Source organism: Vibrio sp. HM8-C (assembly GCF_058630515.1).
The window spans coordinates 13514-27406 of the sequence record NZ_JBMMKS010000021.1; the positions used below are offsets into that span (position 1 = coordinate 13514).

A 13893-nucleotide genomic window follows, 5' to 3' on the forward strand; every position below is an offset into this window, starting at 1 on the left:
TATCGCCTAATGCAACAAGGTTTGGCCCTATACGTCAAACCTTGTTGTGGTATTCATCTTCATGCAGATAAAAACTGGATATAGTTCAGACTTTTAGTCTGTGGCGATTGTTCGAAACGTTAAAGCATACAATAATTTATTTAACGTAATTGTTAAAAGTGCTTAACGTCATGGATTCGACTTACACCATCATCATTGCAGATGATCACCCTCTGTTTCGAAACGCATTGTTTCAATCCGTCCATATGGCGATAAGCGGTGCGAACTTGCTTGAAGCAGACTCTTTAGATGCGTTGCTTAACCTTCTAGAAAAAGATCCTGAACCTGATCTGTTGCTGCTGGACTTAAAAATGCCCGGAGCCAATGGCATGTCTGGTCTAATTCAATTACGTGCCGAGTACCCTGATTTACCGATTGTGGTCATTTCTGCCAGTGAAGAAGCATCTGTGGTTTCACAGGTGAAGAGCCACGGTGCTTTCGGGTTCATTCCTAAATCCAGTGACATGCGCGCGTTGATTGCTGCTTTAAACCAAGTGCTTAACGGTGAACCCTACTTCCCTGAAGGACTTATCACCAACAACGCAGCTTGTGATGATCTGGCGGGTAAAATCGCGACGCTAACACCACAGCAATACAAGGTGCTGGGTATGCTTTCGGATGGTTTACTGAACAAGCAAATTGCTTATGAGTTGAATGTTTCGGAAGCCACCATCAAAGCACACATGACAGCGATCTTCCGAAAGCTTGGGGTAAAGAGCAGAACTCAAGCTGTTATTTTATTGAAAGAGCTGAACAGCTAAGCGCGTCCAACACTATTCGGTTGATTCAACCACATCTTCTTCGGCTGGCAAACGCAGACCTACTTTCGTCACTTGCCAGTCAACGACATCAGCAACCACCCAATGCAAACCGTACCACTCGAAATGGTCACCTAATACTGGGGTCACGCCCAAATGTTCCGTCACTAAATCTTTTAGCGTCATATCCGTACGGAATGGACCTAAATCTAGACCATAAATCATCGCGATATCCACCAGCTTTGATTCCACATCGAGGAAGAAATCACCAAAGAAGCGAACAAGCGATTCTTTAACCGGAGCTTCACTAAATAATTGACTTAGTGCCGCCAAATCCTTTTCTTGAGCGACGACACAGAGAATATCTCCCGCCTCTAAACGCGTGCTTCCCGACGGGTGCAGCAATGTTTTTTCGCGAAACAGCGCGGCGATACGAGTCCCTTCCGGCATAAACAGGTTACGAATCGGCTCGCCGATACACCATTTCTCTTGTTGCAACTGATAAACAAACAGCTCCCATTCACTGGTAGGAAATACTTCTAATCCCGAGCGAGAAATTGGCTCGGGTTTCGATGGCAGCTCAACTTTTGCCAGACTCATCGCTTTGGTTAATGAACCACCTTGAACAATCAGAGACACCATCACAACGAAGAAAGCTAAATTGAAATAGAGCTGCGCGTCAGGCAAACCAGCCATCATAGGGAATACCGCGAGGATAATCGGTACAGCACCGCGTAAACCCACCCATGAAATGAACCATTTTTCTTTTGATGTGAAGCTCTTAAATGGCAGCAGACTTATCCACACTGATATTGGGCGGGCAAACAGGATCATGCCAAACGCTAATGCTAGACCCGGTAATGCAATCGTTAACAAGTTTGTTGGCGTCACCAGCATACCAAGTACGAGGAACATGCCGATTTGCGCCAACCAAGTCATACCATCCAATACGTTTAAAATAGAGTGACGACTGCGGGTTGGTCGGTTGCCAAGTAGTAAGCCCACCAAGTAGATAGATAAAATTCCGCTTCCGCCTAAAGCGTTAGCTAAAGCAAAAATAATCAGACCGCCACTTACTGTCAGGATGGAATAGAGCCCTTCTGGAAGCTGACTACGGTTGATGATTTTCCAAAGCAACCAACCTCCAGATAACCCCAATAAAGCTCCGACGCCAAACTGTTGGAGGAAGTTAAGCATTAGGAAACTAACACTGAAATCGCCGCTGGCACTGCTCAAAATCGCAATCATTGTGACGGTTAAAAATACCGCCATAGGGTCGTTAGTACCGGATTCAATTTCTAACGTCGAGCCGACACGCTCGTTGAGACTTCGACCTTTAAGTAACGAAAATACGGCCGCCGCATCTGTCGAGCCCACAATAGCCCCTACTAAAATGCCCTGCATCAGCGACAAATCAAACAGCCAAGTCGCCAAAGCACCGGTGATGATGGTCGTCAAAGCCACACCGAAAGTTGCTAAAGAAACAGAGGGCCAAAAAGCTACTTTAAAGCTGGCAACGCGCGTTCTCATACCACCATCAAGCAAAATGATAGCAAGCGCTAAGTTACTGACTAGATACGCTAACGGATAATTATCAAACAGTATTCCTCCTGGACCGTCTTCTCCAGCCAGCATACCAACAGCAAGAAACACCAACAGAATTGGTATACCCAGTTTCGATGAAACAGGGCTAAGTAACACACTCAGAGCAATGAGTAGCGCACCTACCAGAAAAAAACTATTTATCGTTATCGCATCCAATCTTTCACCTACCCAACCGACTCAACTGTTTATAAATACAAGTTTATTATGCTCTCCATTGTGCACATTTTTCTTACCTGCGTCAGAAAAGTCTGTGTAAATAATTGCAATCCTAATTGCCTTAAGCTTAGAAGCCATCAATGACGAGTAAATGACTGTTATTTACACGGTTAATTTTCGATTTTTATCTCAACGTCCTTATACTTTTGGCTAATTTAACAGTTAATTAACATTCAAAAATCCCACCACACGCCAGTTAATTACTTAATTTACAACAAATTACAAAGTAAAGACCACAGACTAAAGTTGCACAGATCTCTTGCCTTAACACTGCTAATGTATAAATCGTAACATTACGTTAACACAACATCTAACAGGAAGGAGAAGGCCATGGCGTTCGAATCTACAGAACATGCTCAAGCCTACTGGAAAGAAAACTTGGGGATTATGGGGTCACTGCTCGCAGTGTGGTTCTTAGTATCTTATGGCGCAGGCGTTTTATTCGTTGACGCGCTAAACAGCATTCATTTAGGCGGCTTTAAGCTTGGATTCTGGTTTGCACAACAGGGCTCAATCTACACCTTTGTCGCTTTAATCTTTATTTACGTTGCGCGAATGAACTCGCTCGACAAGAAATATAACGTGCACGAAGACTAAGAGGTTTTAGAAATGGATATTCAAACTTGGACGTTTATTCTCGTTGGTCTCTCTTTCGCTCTGTATATTGGCATCGCCATCTGGGCTCGTGCGGGATCAACCAGTGAATTCTATGTTGCAGGCGGTGGTGTACACCCTGTAGCCAACGGTATGGCAACAGCAGCAGACTGGATGTCAGCAGCATCTTTCATCTCAATGGCAGGTATCATTTCGTTCATCGGTTACGATGGTACGGTTTACCTTATGGGGTGGACAGGCGGCTACGTTCTATTGGCTCTATGTTTAGCACCTTACCTTCGTAAGTTTGGTCAGTTCACTGTTCCAGATTTCATTGGTGAGCGTTACTACTCGAAAACAGCTCGTATGGTTGCAGTATTCTGTGCGATCTTCATTTCGTTTACTTACGTTGCAGGCCAAATGCGTGGTGTAGGCGTAGTGTTCTCTCGCTTCCTAGAAGTAGACATCAACGTTGGTATCGTTATCGGTATGGCGATTGTGTTCTTCTACGCAGTACTTGGTGGCATGAAAGGCATCACTTATACGCAGGTAGCTCAGTTCTGTGTTCTCATTTTCGCCTTCCTTGTACCAGCAATCTTTACTTCAATCATGATGACTGGCAATCCACTACCACAAATTGGTATGGGTTCAACCATCGCAGGAACGGATGTTTATCTACTTGATAAGCTAGATGGTCTAACACAAGAACTTGGCTTTACTCAGTACACTGAAGGCAGTAAGAGCATGGTGGACGTATTCTTCATCTGTGCTGCACTGATGGTAGGTACTGCCGGTCTTCCACACGTAATCATTCGCTTCTTCACAGTACCAAAAGTACGTGATGCGCGTATCTCTGCGGGTTGGGCTCTACTATTTATCTCTCTACTTTATACTACTGCACCAGGCGTTGCTGCGTTTGCTCGCGTGAACCTAATCAACACGATTAACGGTCCTGACATGCAAGGCGTTGCTGCTGAGCAAGCACCAAGCTGGTATAAAAACTGGCAAAGTACTGGTCTAGTTAAATGGGAAGACAAGAACGGTGATGGAAAAATGTTCTATGCAGGTGATGAACGTAATGAAATGACCATCAACAACGACATCATCGTATTGGCATCTCCAGAACTAGCAAAACTGCCTAACTGGGTTGTTGGTTTACTAGCAGCAGGTGGCTTGGCAGCAGCACTATCTACGGCGGCTGGTCTACTACTTGTAATCTCAACTTCTATCTCTCATGACTTGTTGAAGAAAGGCTTCAAGCCAAATATGACCGATAGACAAGAACTGATGGCTGCTCGTGTCGCTGCAATCATTGCCATCGTCGGTGCGGGTTACTTGGGTATTAACCCTCCAGGTTTCGTAGCACAGGTAGTTGCGTTCGCCTTCGGCTTGGCCGCAGCCTCCTTCTTCCCTGCCATCATCTTGGGTATTTTCTACAAGAAGATGAACAAAGAAGGTGCTATTGCGGGTATGGTTGCGGGTATTGTATTTACAGCGGCTTACATCATCTACTTCAAGTTTGTAAACCCAGCGGCCAATACACCTGCAAACTGGTTCTTTGGCATCAGCCCAGAAGGTATCGGTACTCTAGGTATGTGTTTGAACTTCGTAGTGTCTATCGTAGTGAACAAATTTACTGCAGAAGTACCAACTGAAGTACAAGACATGGTTGAGTCAATCCGCTTCCCTAAAGGTGCGGGCGCAGCTCACGACCATTAATAGACTGCAAGGTTAAGCAGATAGCTTAGCCCTACAGACAAAAAAGCCCAAAGCATTGCTTTGGGCTTTCTCTTTTAAGTTCAGTGCAAATTAAGCTTTAGCACCAACCGCTGTAAAGTTTGGATTCACCGAAGTCAGTTTGCGAATCAGGTAATTCAGCAATACACCGTACATAGGGACGAACAAACCAAGGCTAATCACGAGTTTAAAACCGTAGTCAACCAATGCGATTTCAGTCCAGTGCTCAGCCATAAATGGATCTGGGCTTTGGTAGAATGCAATACCGAAGAAAGCGATAGTGTCTAAAGCGTTACCAAACAGCGTTGATGCTGTTGGTGCAACCCACCACTGCTTCATCTGACGAAGACGATTAAATACAGACACGTCCATGATCTGACCAAGCAGGTAAGCCATGAAACTTGCAATCGCGATGCGCGCGACAAACATGTTCAACTCACTTAATGGTGCAAGACCTTGGAACTGACCTTCGTAGAACACAACCGAAAGCAGATACGAAACTACGAGTGAAGGTAGCATGACGTAAAAAATGATTTTACGCGCAAGACCAGCACCAAAAATACGTACCGTTAAGTCAGTCGCTAAGAAGATAAATGGGAAAGTGAAAGCGCCCCAAGTGGTATGTAAACCGAATACGGTAAACGGGATTTGAACCAGATAATTGCTTGACGCAATAATCACTAGGTGGAACAAAACCAAAAATGTCAGGGCTTTGCGCTGTTGCGCAGGGGTAAAGTTACTCATATTGTACCTTTTTAGTTTGATTTGGGGGCGAGGGAACCCAAATGAAGCTTTCGCTTCTCGCAAATTGTAATACGGAAGAGTTGTCTCTCCCGTGCTAAGGGCGGCGATTATACATTAATCAATTTCACCTGCAATAGTTCACAAAATAGCAAACGTTTTCTCACATCGATTAAAAACAAAGGCTTGGATTCTTCAGCGCTGGCAATGGTTTGGGGTCAGGAATTGCGCCACTTTTGACCTTTTCCTTGAGAAGATCCTCAAGATCATGCTAATCTTCCGCTCCATTTTTCTAGCCTAAATTTCATCAATCCAATGAAATGATTAAGCTAGTGCTATCTTTAAGAGTGTCGGAGCACAATCCGATTACGCAATCCCAAACCAAAGTGGAACCAAACAATGGGCAAAGGTACTCTGTATATTGTCTCTGCACCAAGCGGCGCAGGTAAATCTAGCTTGATCGCAGAAATGTTGGAACACAACCCAGCCTATGCGATGAAAGTATCGGTGTCGCACACGACTCGTGGCATGCGTCCGGGTGAGCAAGACGGTGTTCATTACCACTTTGTGCAAAAGGAACACTTTGAAACGCTGATCGAAAAAGGCGAATTCCTAGAATACGCAGAAGTCTTTGGTAACTACTACGGTACTTCACGTGTCTGGATTGAAGAGACTCTTAATAAAGGTATTGATGTCTTTTTAGATATCGACTGGCAAGGTGCTCGCCAAATCCGTGAGCAAATGCCAGAAGCAAGAAGTGTTTTTATTCTTCCACCATCAAACGGTGAATTAGAACGTCGTTTGAACGCGCGCGGACAAGACAGCGAAGCTGTTATTGCTAAGCGTATGGCAGAAGCTAAATCTGAAATTTCTCACTACAACGAATACGACTACATCATTATTAATGATGACTTCGATACCGCCCTAACCGATTTTAGAGCGATCATTCGTGCTGAGCGACTAAAACAAGATAAGCAGTCAATCAAATACAAAGGCATGCTTAAAGCACTACTTGCAGAGTAATTAAACGTATTATTAGCAACTTTACTAGCTAGAAACCACTAGCGTAAGGTTGTATACTTTCTCGTCATTCAACATTTTTGTTTATATTGGAGTTCTCATGGCACGCGTAACTGTTCAAGACGCTGTTGAAAAAGTTGGCAACCGTTTCGACCTAGTTCTGATTGCGGCTCGCCGCGCTCGTCAAATGCAAACTGGTGGTAAAGATTCACTTGTGCCTGAAGAGAACGATAAGCCAACGGTTATCGCTCTTCGCGAAATCGAAGAAGGTCTTATCACTAAAGACGTACTTGATGCACGTGAGCGTCAAGAGCAGCAAGAGCAAGAAGCAGCTGAATTAGCAGCAGTGAGCAGCATTGTTCACAACCGTTAATCCCTGCAAGTAAGACAATAGACAACTCTCGGGCCTATAATTTGTATCTATTCGATAGCCTCAAAGACGTTGCCCAGGAATATCTCACAGAGCCTCAAGTTGAGGCTCTGCGCCAATCTTATATAGTGGCAAGAGATGCCCACGAAGGGCAAACCCGCTCAAGCGGCGAACCTTATATCATCCACCCAGTGGCAGTAGCTCGAATTCTGGCTGAAATGCGCTTGGATTTGGAAACACTACAAGCAGCCCTCCTTCACGACGTTATTGAAGACTGTGACGTCACCAAAGAAGATTTAGAAACTCAATTTGGTCAAGCCGTCGCTGAACTGGTTGATGGTGTATCTAAGCTCGACAAACTTAAATTCCGCGATAGAAAAGAAGCTCAAGCAGAGAACTTTCGCAAAATGGTTCTTGCGATGGTGCAAGACATCCGCGTTATTCTTATTAAGCTTTCTGACCGTACGCACAACATGCGCACGTTAGGTGCTCTTCGTCCGGATAAAAAGCGTCGTATTGCCCGAGAAACCCTAGAAATTTACGCACCACTCGCCCACCGTTTAGGTATTCACAACATTAAAACCGAGTTAGAAGAGCTAGGTTTTGAAGCGTTATACCCAAACCGATATCGAGTTCTGAAAGAAGTCGTGAAAGCGGCGCGTGGTAACCGCAAAGAGATGATTCAACGCATCCATAGCGAGATCGAAGGTCGCCTGCACGAAGTTGGATTGCCGGCTCGCGTGTTTGGTCGTGAGAAGAACCTTTTCTCCATCTACAACAAGATGAAGACTAAAGAGCAACGCTTCCACACCATCATGGATATCTATGCGTTTCGTGTTGTCGTTGATAGCGCTGACACCTGTTACCGAGCGCTAGGCCAAGTCCACAGCTTGTACAAACCGCGTCCGGGTCGAATGAAAGACTACATTGCGGTTCCAAAAGCGAACGGCTATCAGTCTCTGCATACCTCGATGGTTGGCCCACACGGTGTTCCTGTTGAAGTTCAAATCCGAACTGAAGATATGGACCAAATGGCGGACAAAGGTGTGGCAGCACACTGGTCATATAAAGCCAATGGCGACCGCACCGGCACAACAGCACAGATCAAAGCTCAGCGTTGGATGCAAAGCTTACTTGAGCTACAACAAAGCGCAGGTAACTCATTCGAATTTATCGAAAACGTGAAATCTGATCTGTTCCCAGATGAGATTTACGTCTTCACTCCTAAAGGTCGTATCGTTGAACTGCCTGTTGGCGCAACAGCGGTAGACTTCGCCTATGCGGTGCATACCGACGTTGGTAATACCTGTGTAGGTACTCGTGTTGATCGCAACCCTTATCCATTAAGTAAGCCACTGAAAAATGGTCAAACCGTTGAAATCATCAGTGCTCCTGGTGCGCGTCCAAATGCCGCATGGCTAAACTACGTAGTGACTTCACGTGCTCGCACTAAGATCCGTCAGGTTCTGAAAACCATGCGCCGTGAAGAGTCGGTCAGCTTGGGACGCCGTCTGCTGAATCACGCCTTGGGTGAAGAGTCGATCACCACGATCAAAAAAGACAGTGTTCAGCATGTTCTTAGCGACCTGAAACTTTCTAGTGTCGATGATTTATTAGCAGCGATTGGCCTTGGCGAATTAATGAGTATCGTGATTGCTCGTCGTCTACTAGGCAATGCTGATGAATTAACCGAAGTAGAAAGCAAAGACGGTCAACCTAAGAAGAAACTGCCGATCCGAGGTGCAGAAGGTATTCTGTTAACCTTCGCGAACTGTTGTCACCCAATTCCGGATGACCACATTATTGCGCACGTTTCTCCGGGCCGTGGATTGGTGGTGCACCGCGAAACCTGTCCTAACGTACGCGGGCATCAGAAAGAGCCTGATAAGTACATGGCGGTGGAATGGACTAAAGATTACGATCAAGACTTCATCACTGAACTGAAAGTCGATATGCAAAACCGCCAAGGCGCACTTGCAGAACTGACTAATGTGATTTCGAAGACAGGCTCCAATATTCATGGTCTGTCGACAGAAGAACGTGATGGCCGTCTGTACACAGTAACTGTGGTACTGACCACAAAAGATCGTGTTCATCTTGCTGGCATTATGAAGAAAATTCGTGCAATGCCAAACGCACCGAAGGTGAGACGCAGAAGGCACTAATAGCGCCTATGCTCAAATAACCTAACGATGTAGCCCTTGATATGGCCTATCAAGGGCTTTTTTATTTTATGTGGTGACCGTTTTACCAACCACAGACTAAAACATAGAAAACTTGTTATGAACTTAGAACGTTACACTCGAATTCAAGAGGTGCTGAAAGCACGCCAACCTGATCTGACCGTATGTTTAGAAGAAGTACACAAGCCAAATAACGTATCTGCGGTCATTCGTACTGCCGATGCAATTGGATTACACAAAATCCATGCGGTTTGGCCAAACAAACAAATGCGTACTCTTGCTCATACCTCAGCAGGCGCTCGTAACTGGGTCGAAGTCGATACTCACGACAGCATTCAAGATGCGATAAAATCGCTAAAAGCGCAGAACATGCAGGTATTAGTGACCAACCTTTCCGAAAAAGCGGTAGATTTTCGTGAAATTGATTACACCAAACCGACAGCGATTATCGTGGGCAGTGAAAAAGTGGGTATTTCAAAACAAGCACTTGAGCTGGCAGATCAGGACATCGTGATTCCTATGGTAGGAATGGTGCAATCACTCAACGTATCGGTTGCTAGCGCACTGATTCTGTATGAAGCACAACGTCAACGCCAAGCTGCTGGTATGTATCAGCAGGAAAAAAGCCCGCTTCCTGAAGAAACCATTCATCGTATTTTGTTCGAGCGCGGTCACCCTGTATTAGCCAAAGTAGCTAAACGTAAGAAGCTTCCCTATCCCCCACTGGATGATGAAGGCCAAATTGTGGCAGATGAATCTTGGTGGAAAGCGATGCAAAGCAAATAATTCCCCTGTACAAAAACACAGCTTAATGTTTGAATAACCCATATTTCAAACAGCTAAATGGTTGATTATGTCTCAGCTTTTATCAGCAATTCCATTAACCTCACTTTCCGGAGTGGGGGCAAAAGTGGCCGAAAAACTGGAGAAAGTTGGGCTTATCACCGTACAAGATTTGCTGTTCCACCTGCCGTTACGCTATGAAGATCGCACTCGAATCTACCCAATAGTAAAATTGCATCCAGGTCTTTGGGCTGCGGTGCAAGGTAAAGTGATGGCGGTCGATACTACTTTCGGTCGTCGCAAAATGCTGACAGTAAAAATCAGCGACGGAAACGGCACGCTCACGCTACGTTTTTTCAACTTTACAGCAGGGATTAAAAACAATTTTACTGAAGGTAAGTTAGTACACGCTTACGGTGAAATTAAGCGTGGCAATACTGGGCTGGAAATTATTCATCCTGAATACAAGTTCTATTTCCCAGAACAAAAGCCTGATGTCGAAGCTAACCTGACTCCGGTCTATCCGACCACAGAAGGTCTGCGTCAGCTCACTCTGCGCAGCCTGACTGACCAAGCTTTATCACTACTTGATAAAGCAGCAGTGCAAGAACTGCTTCCATCCGGTTTATACGATCATCAAATAACTCTGGCTCAGGCGTTACACACCATCCACCGCCCACCATCGGATATCGATTTAAGTCTGTTTGATGATGGTCGCCATCCGGCGCAAATTCGCCTGATTATGGAAGAACTGCTGGCTCAAAACCTATCCATGTTGGCAGTTCGCAGTAAAGGGCAGCAAGATGTCGCTTTGCCGCTAAAAGCGTCAGACTCTCTGAAAAATCAGCTGTTGGCTCAATTACCTTTTTCACCAACCAATGCCCAAACTCGCGTGGTTAACGAAATCGAAGCAGATCTCGCAAAACCTCACCCTATGATGCGTTTAGTTCAAGGGGATGTGGGTTCAGGTAAAACTCTCGTTGCTGCTCTAGCGGCTGCCAGAGCCATTGAAAATGGCTACCAAGTCGCTTTGATGGCACCAACAGAGCTGCTTGCAGAGCAGCACGCCATAAACTTCAGCCAGTGGTTTGAAGCGATGGGTATCAAAGTAGGTTGGCTAGCGGGCAAACTCAAAGGCAAAGCCAAAGAAGCCGAGCTCGCGCGTATTATCAGTGGTGAAGTAAAAATGGTAGTGGGTACTCACGCACTGTTCCAAGAACACGTGGTTTTTGATCATTTAGCGTTAGTGATTATCGATGAGCAGCATCGTTTTGGTGTCCACCAGCGATTAGAGTTACGTGAGAAAGGCGCTAAGCAAGGTGCGTATCCACATCAATTGATCATGACAGCAACCCCGATTCCTCGAACACTGGCGATGACAGCGTATGCGGATTTAGAAACATCAATTATCGATGAACTGCCGCCAGGCAGAACGCCGATTCAAACTGTAGCAATTCCAGATACCAAACGGGACGACATTGTTGAGCGCGTACGTAATGCTTGTCTGAATGAAGGCAAGCAAGCCTATTGGGTTTGCACTCTGATTGATGAATCTGAAGTCTTGGAAGCACAAGCTGCAGCTGATACAGCAGAAGAGCTGCAACGCAAACTGCCCGATGTCAAAATCGGTTTGGTTCACGGCAGAATGAAGCCAACCGAGAAACAAGAAGTGATGCAGGCATTTAAAAACAATGAATTGCATCTTCTTGTCGCAACCACAGTGATTGAAGTAGGTGTGGATGTACCTAACTCAAGCTTAATGATCATTGAAAACCCAGAGCGCTTAGGCTTAGCCCAGCTGCACCAGCTGCGTGGTCGTGTTGGTCGTGGCTCGGTTGCCAGTCATTGTGTACTTTTGTACCACGCGCCACTCTCCAAAACAGCACAAAAACGTCTTGGCGTACTTCGTGAAAGTAACGACGGTTTCGTTATAGCGCAGCGAGATTTGGAAATTCGCGGTCCCGGAGAGCTATTAGGAACCAAACAAACAGGTTTGGCTGATTTCAAAATAGCTGACTTAGTACGAGATCAACGCTTAATTCCAGAAGTCCAGCGCATAGCTCGTCACATTCACGATAATTACCCGACAAATGCAACGGCTATTATCGATCGCTGGCTTGGCGAACGAGACGTTTACGCGAAAGCTTAAACCTTGAATTAATTCGTTTTATGTTCCTTTGCACCAACTTAAAGCAAACGTTTGCTTTTTACAGTTATTACTCTATAATCGCCGCAAAATTTAGCCTTAAAGCTCTATTAACCTTAAAAGCCTTAAGTCTAATTTCCAGAGCAGAACCTGATTAACAGCAATCACAGACAACAATTCTGCTCCACAAGGAATGCCCATTCAGCGCATCTTTGTGAATCACTCAATTAGGAAAATAAAAATGACAACCGAAAACGCGGCTCGTAAGTCCGATCTTGTCTATCAACTCAATGACAGACCGCCTTTGCCACATACTTTTTTTGCTGCACTTCAGCACCTGCTTGCTATGTTCGTTGCTGTTATTACGCCATCTCTGATTATTTGCCAAAGTTTGGGCGTTCCAGCAGCTGAAACCAACACCATTATCAGCATGTCTTTATTTGCTTCAGGTGTATCTTCATTTATTCAAATTCGAACTATTGGCCCTATCGGTTCAGGCTTGTTATCGATTCAAGGCACCAGTTTTAACTTCTTAGGTCCAATCATTGGTGCTGGTCTTGCGCTAAAAGCTGGCGGCGCCGATATTCAAACCATGATGGCGGCTATTTTTGGCACTATTCTAGTCGCTTCATTTGCTGAAATTCTGCTTTCTCGCGTATTGGAATTTGCACAACGTGTAATCACACCGCTGGTATCAGGAATTGTCGTTACACTGATCGGTCTGACTCTAATCCAAGTTGGTTTAGTCTCTATGGGTGGTGGCTACGCGGCAATGGGCGACGGTAGTTTCGGTAGTCTTGATAAACTGGCTCTCGCAGGAACTGTTCTTGCCATCATCATTTTGCTAAACCGTGCACGTAACCCATATATTCGTGTTGCCTCAATTGTTATTGCGATGCTTGTGGGTGTTGCGATGGCTTATCTTATGGGCATGGTCGACACCAGCAAAATGAGTGAAACATCGCTGATCGCGCTGCCTGTACCTATGCAATATGGCTTGAGCTTTGACTGGTCACTGTTCATTCCTCTAGTACTGATTTTCTTAATCACCGCTTTGGAAGCTATCGGTGATATCACAGCGACGTCGGAAGTGTCAGGAGAGCCAGTAAAAGGCCCGATTTACATGAAGCGTATCAAGGGTGGGGTTTTAGCAGATGGCGTTAACTCAGCGCTTGCGGCGGTATTTAACAGCTTCCCGAACTCAACCTTTAGCCAGAATAACGGCGTGATTCTACTGACTGGCGTGGCTAGCCGTTACGTGGGTTACTTCATCGCAGGTATGCTCGTGCTATTAGGCTTATTCCCAGGCGTAGCAAGCTTTGTTCAGCTAATCCCTGAGCCTGTATTAGGCGGCGCGACGATAGTCATGTTCGGTACTATCGCAGCAGCAGGTATCCGTATCATTGCTCGCGTGGATTTAGACCGTCGCGCGATTCTTATCATGGCTCTGTCATTTTCAATGGGTCTGGGCATCGCACAGAAACCTGAAATCCTGCAATTTATGCCAGACTTTGTGAAAAGCATTTTCTCGACAGGTGTTGCAGCTGGCGGTATTACAGCGATTCTTTTAAACCTACTGTTACCTGAAACTGCACCAGTAAGAAAAGAGCAATCTGAGCAAGAACTGGAACAAGCTCTAGATTCATAGTACTTATGATGATTTAAGAAAAAGGCTCGCACAATGCGAGCCTTTTTAATTCC

11 protein-coding genes are annotated in these 13893 nt (G+C 45.4%); 9 read left to right on the plus strand and 2 right to left on the minus strand.

Annotated features, from left to right (window positions below; translation table 11 throughout):
• The first annotated feature begins 170 nt into the window (after window positions 1-170).
• Entirely contained in the window at window positions 171-800 is a 630-nt protein-coding gene (locus ACOSVQ_RS18810; protein WP_491983959.1) for a response regulator, read from the plus strand.
• Window positions 801-812: 12 nt separating this feature from the next.
• On the opposite strand, the gene ACOSVQ_RS18815 is transcribed toward ACOSVQ_RS18810, so the two are convergent.
• Window positions 813-2558, minus strand: a complete 1746-nt coding sequence (locus tag ACOSVQ_RS18815; RefSeq protein ID WP_491983961.1) for a potassium/proton antiporter — start codon at window positions 2556-2558, stop codon at window positions 813-815.
• A 390-nt stretch (window positions 2559-2948) separates the two neighbouring features.
• On the opposite strand from ACOSVQ_RS18815, the gene ACOSVQ_RS18820 reads away from it, so the two are divergent.
• The gene (locus tag ACOSVQ_RS18820; RefSeq protein ID WP_020329362.1) at window positions 2949-3215 is read left to right on the plus strand and encodes a DUF4212 domain-containing protein; all 267 of its coding nucleotides are present in this window, start codon (window positions 2949-2951) and stop codon (window positions 3213-3215) included.
• A gap of 12 nt (window positions 3216-3227) precedes the next feature.
• On the plus strand, window positions 3228-4931 hold the full coding sequence (locus tag ACOSVQ_RS18825; protein ID WP_491983963.1) for a sodium:solute symporter family protein: 1704 nt from the start codon (window positions 3228-3230) through the stop codon (window positions 4929-4931).
• A gap of 90 nt (window positions 4932-5021) precedes the next feature.
• On the opposite strand, the gene ACOSVQ_RS18830 is transcribed toward ACOSVQ_RS18825, so the two are convergent.
• Complete coding sequence (locus ACOSVQ_RS18830) at window positions 5022-5693, minus strand: 7-cyano-7-deazaguanine/7-aminomethyl-7-deazaguanine transporter (protein WP_491983964.1); 672 nt, start codon at window positions 5691-5693, stop codon at window positions 5022-5024.
• A gap of 396 nt (window positions 5694-6089) precedes the next feature.
• On the opposite strand from ACOSVQ_RS18830, the gene gmk reads away from it, so the two are divergent.
• The 6 genes from gmk to ACOSVQ_RS18860 all read left to right on the plus strand — a co-directional run bounded on the left by gmk (window position 6090) and on the right by ACOSVQ_RS18860 (window position 13840).
• Window positions 6090-6713 (plus strand): guanylate kinase, encoded by a 624-nt coding sequence (gene gmk, locus ACOSVQ_RS18835; RefSeq protein WP_491983966.1) that lies wholly within the window; start codon window positions 6090-6092, stop codon window positions 6711-6713.
• Between the two features lie 97 nt (window positions 6714-6810).
• On the plus strand, window positions 6811-7083 hold the full coding sequence (gene rpoZ, locus ACOSVQ_RS18840; protein ID WP_004728487.1) for a DNA-directed RNA polymerase subunit omega: 273 nt from the start codon (window positions 6811-6813) through the stop codon (window positions 7081-7083).
• Window positions 7084-7124: 41 nt separating this feature from the next.
• Entirely contained in the window at window positions 7125-9245 is a 2121-nt protein-coding gene (gene spoT, locus ACOSVQ_RS18845; RefSeq protein ID WP_491983968.1) for a bifunctional GTP diphosphokinase/guanosine-3',5'-bis pyrophosphate 3'-pyrophosphohydrolase, read from the plus strand.
• A gap of 117 nt (window positions 9246-9362) precedes the next feature.
• Window positions 9363-10049 (plus strand): tRNA (guanosine(18)-2'-O)-methyltransferase TrmH, encoded by a 687-nt coding sequence (gene trmH, locus ACOSVQ_RS18850; RefSeq protein ID WP_491983971.1) that lies wholly within the window; start codon window positions 9363-9365, stop codon window positions 10047-10049.
• A gap of 67 nt (window positions 10050-10116) precedes the next feature.
• Window positions 10117-12195, plus strand: coding sequence for an ATP-dependent DNA helicase RecG (gene recG, locus ACOSVQ_RS18855; RefSeq protein ID WP_491983973.1), 2079 nt, complete (start codon window positions 10117-10119; stop codon window positions 12193-12195).
• Window positions 12196-12433: 238 nt separating this feature from the next.
• A complete protein-coding gene (locus tag ACOSVQ_RS18860) occupies window positions 12434-13840 on the plus strand; it encodes a uracil-xanthine permease family protein (protein WP_491983974.1) in 1407 nt (468 codons plus the stop codon).
• Window positions 13841-13893 lie beyond the last annotated feature (53 nt).

What these genes read in the sequence shown, in the direction of transcription:
- ACOSVQ_RS18810 (WP_491983959.1), top strand. Translation starts at nt 171, where the DNA reads ATGGATTCGACTTACACCATCATCATTGCAGATGATCACCCTCTGTTT.
- ACOSVQ_RS18820 (WP_020329362.1), top strand. Translation starts at nt 2,949, where the DNA reads ATGGCGTTCGAATCTACAGAACATGCTCAAGCCTACTGGAAAGAAAAC.
- ACOSVQ_RS18825 (WP_491983963.1), top strand. Translation starts at nt 3,228, where the DNA reads ATGGATATTCAAACTTGGACGTTTATTCTCGTTGGTCTCTCTTTCGCT.
- ACOSVQ_RS18830 (WP_491983964.1), bottom strand. Translation starts at nt 5,693, where the DNA reads ATGAGTAACTTTACCCCTGCGCAACAGCGCAAAGCCCTGACATTTTTG.
- gmk (WP_491983966.1), top strand. Translation starts at nt 6,090, where the DNA reads ATGGGCAAAGGTACTCTGTATATTGTCTCTGCACCAAGCGGCGCAGGT.
- rpoZ (WP_004728487.1), top strand. Translation starts at nt 6,811, where the DNA reads ATGGCACGCGTAACTGTTCAAGACGCTGTTGAAAAAGTTGGCAACCGT.
- trmH (WP_491983971.1), top strand. Translation starts at nt 9,363, where the DNA reads ATGAACTTAGAACGTTACACTCGAATTCAAGAGGTGCTGAAAGCACGC.
- recG (WP_491983973.1), top strand. Translation starts at nt 10,117, where the DNA reads ATGTCTCAGCTTTTATCAGCAATTCCATTAACCTCACTTTCCGGAGTG.
- ACOSVQ_RS18860 (WP_491983974.1), top strand. Translation starts at nt 12,434, where the DNA reads ATGACAACCGAAAACGCGGCTCGTAAGTCCGATCTTGTCTATCAACTC.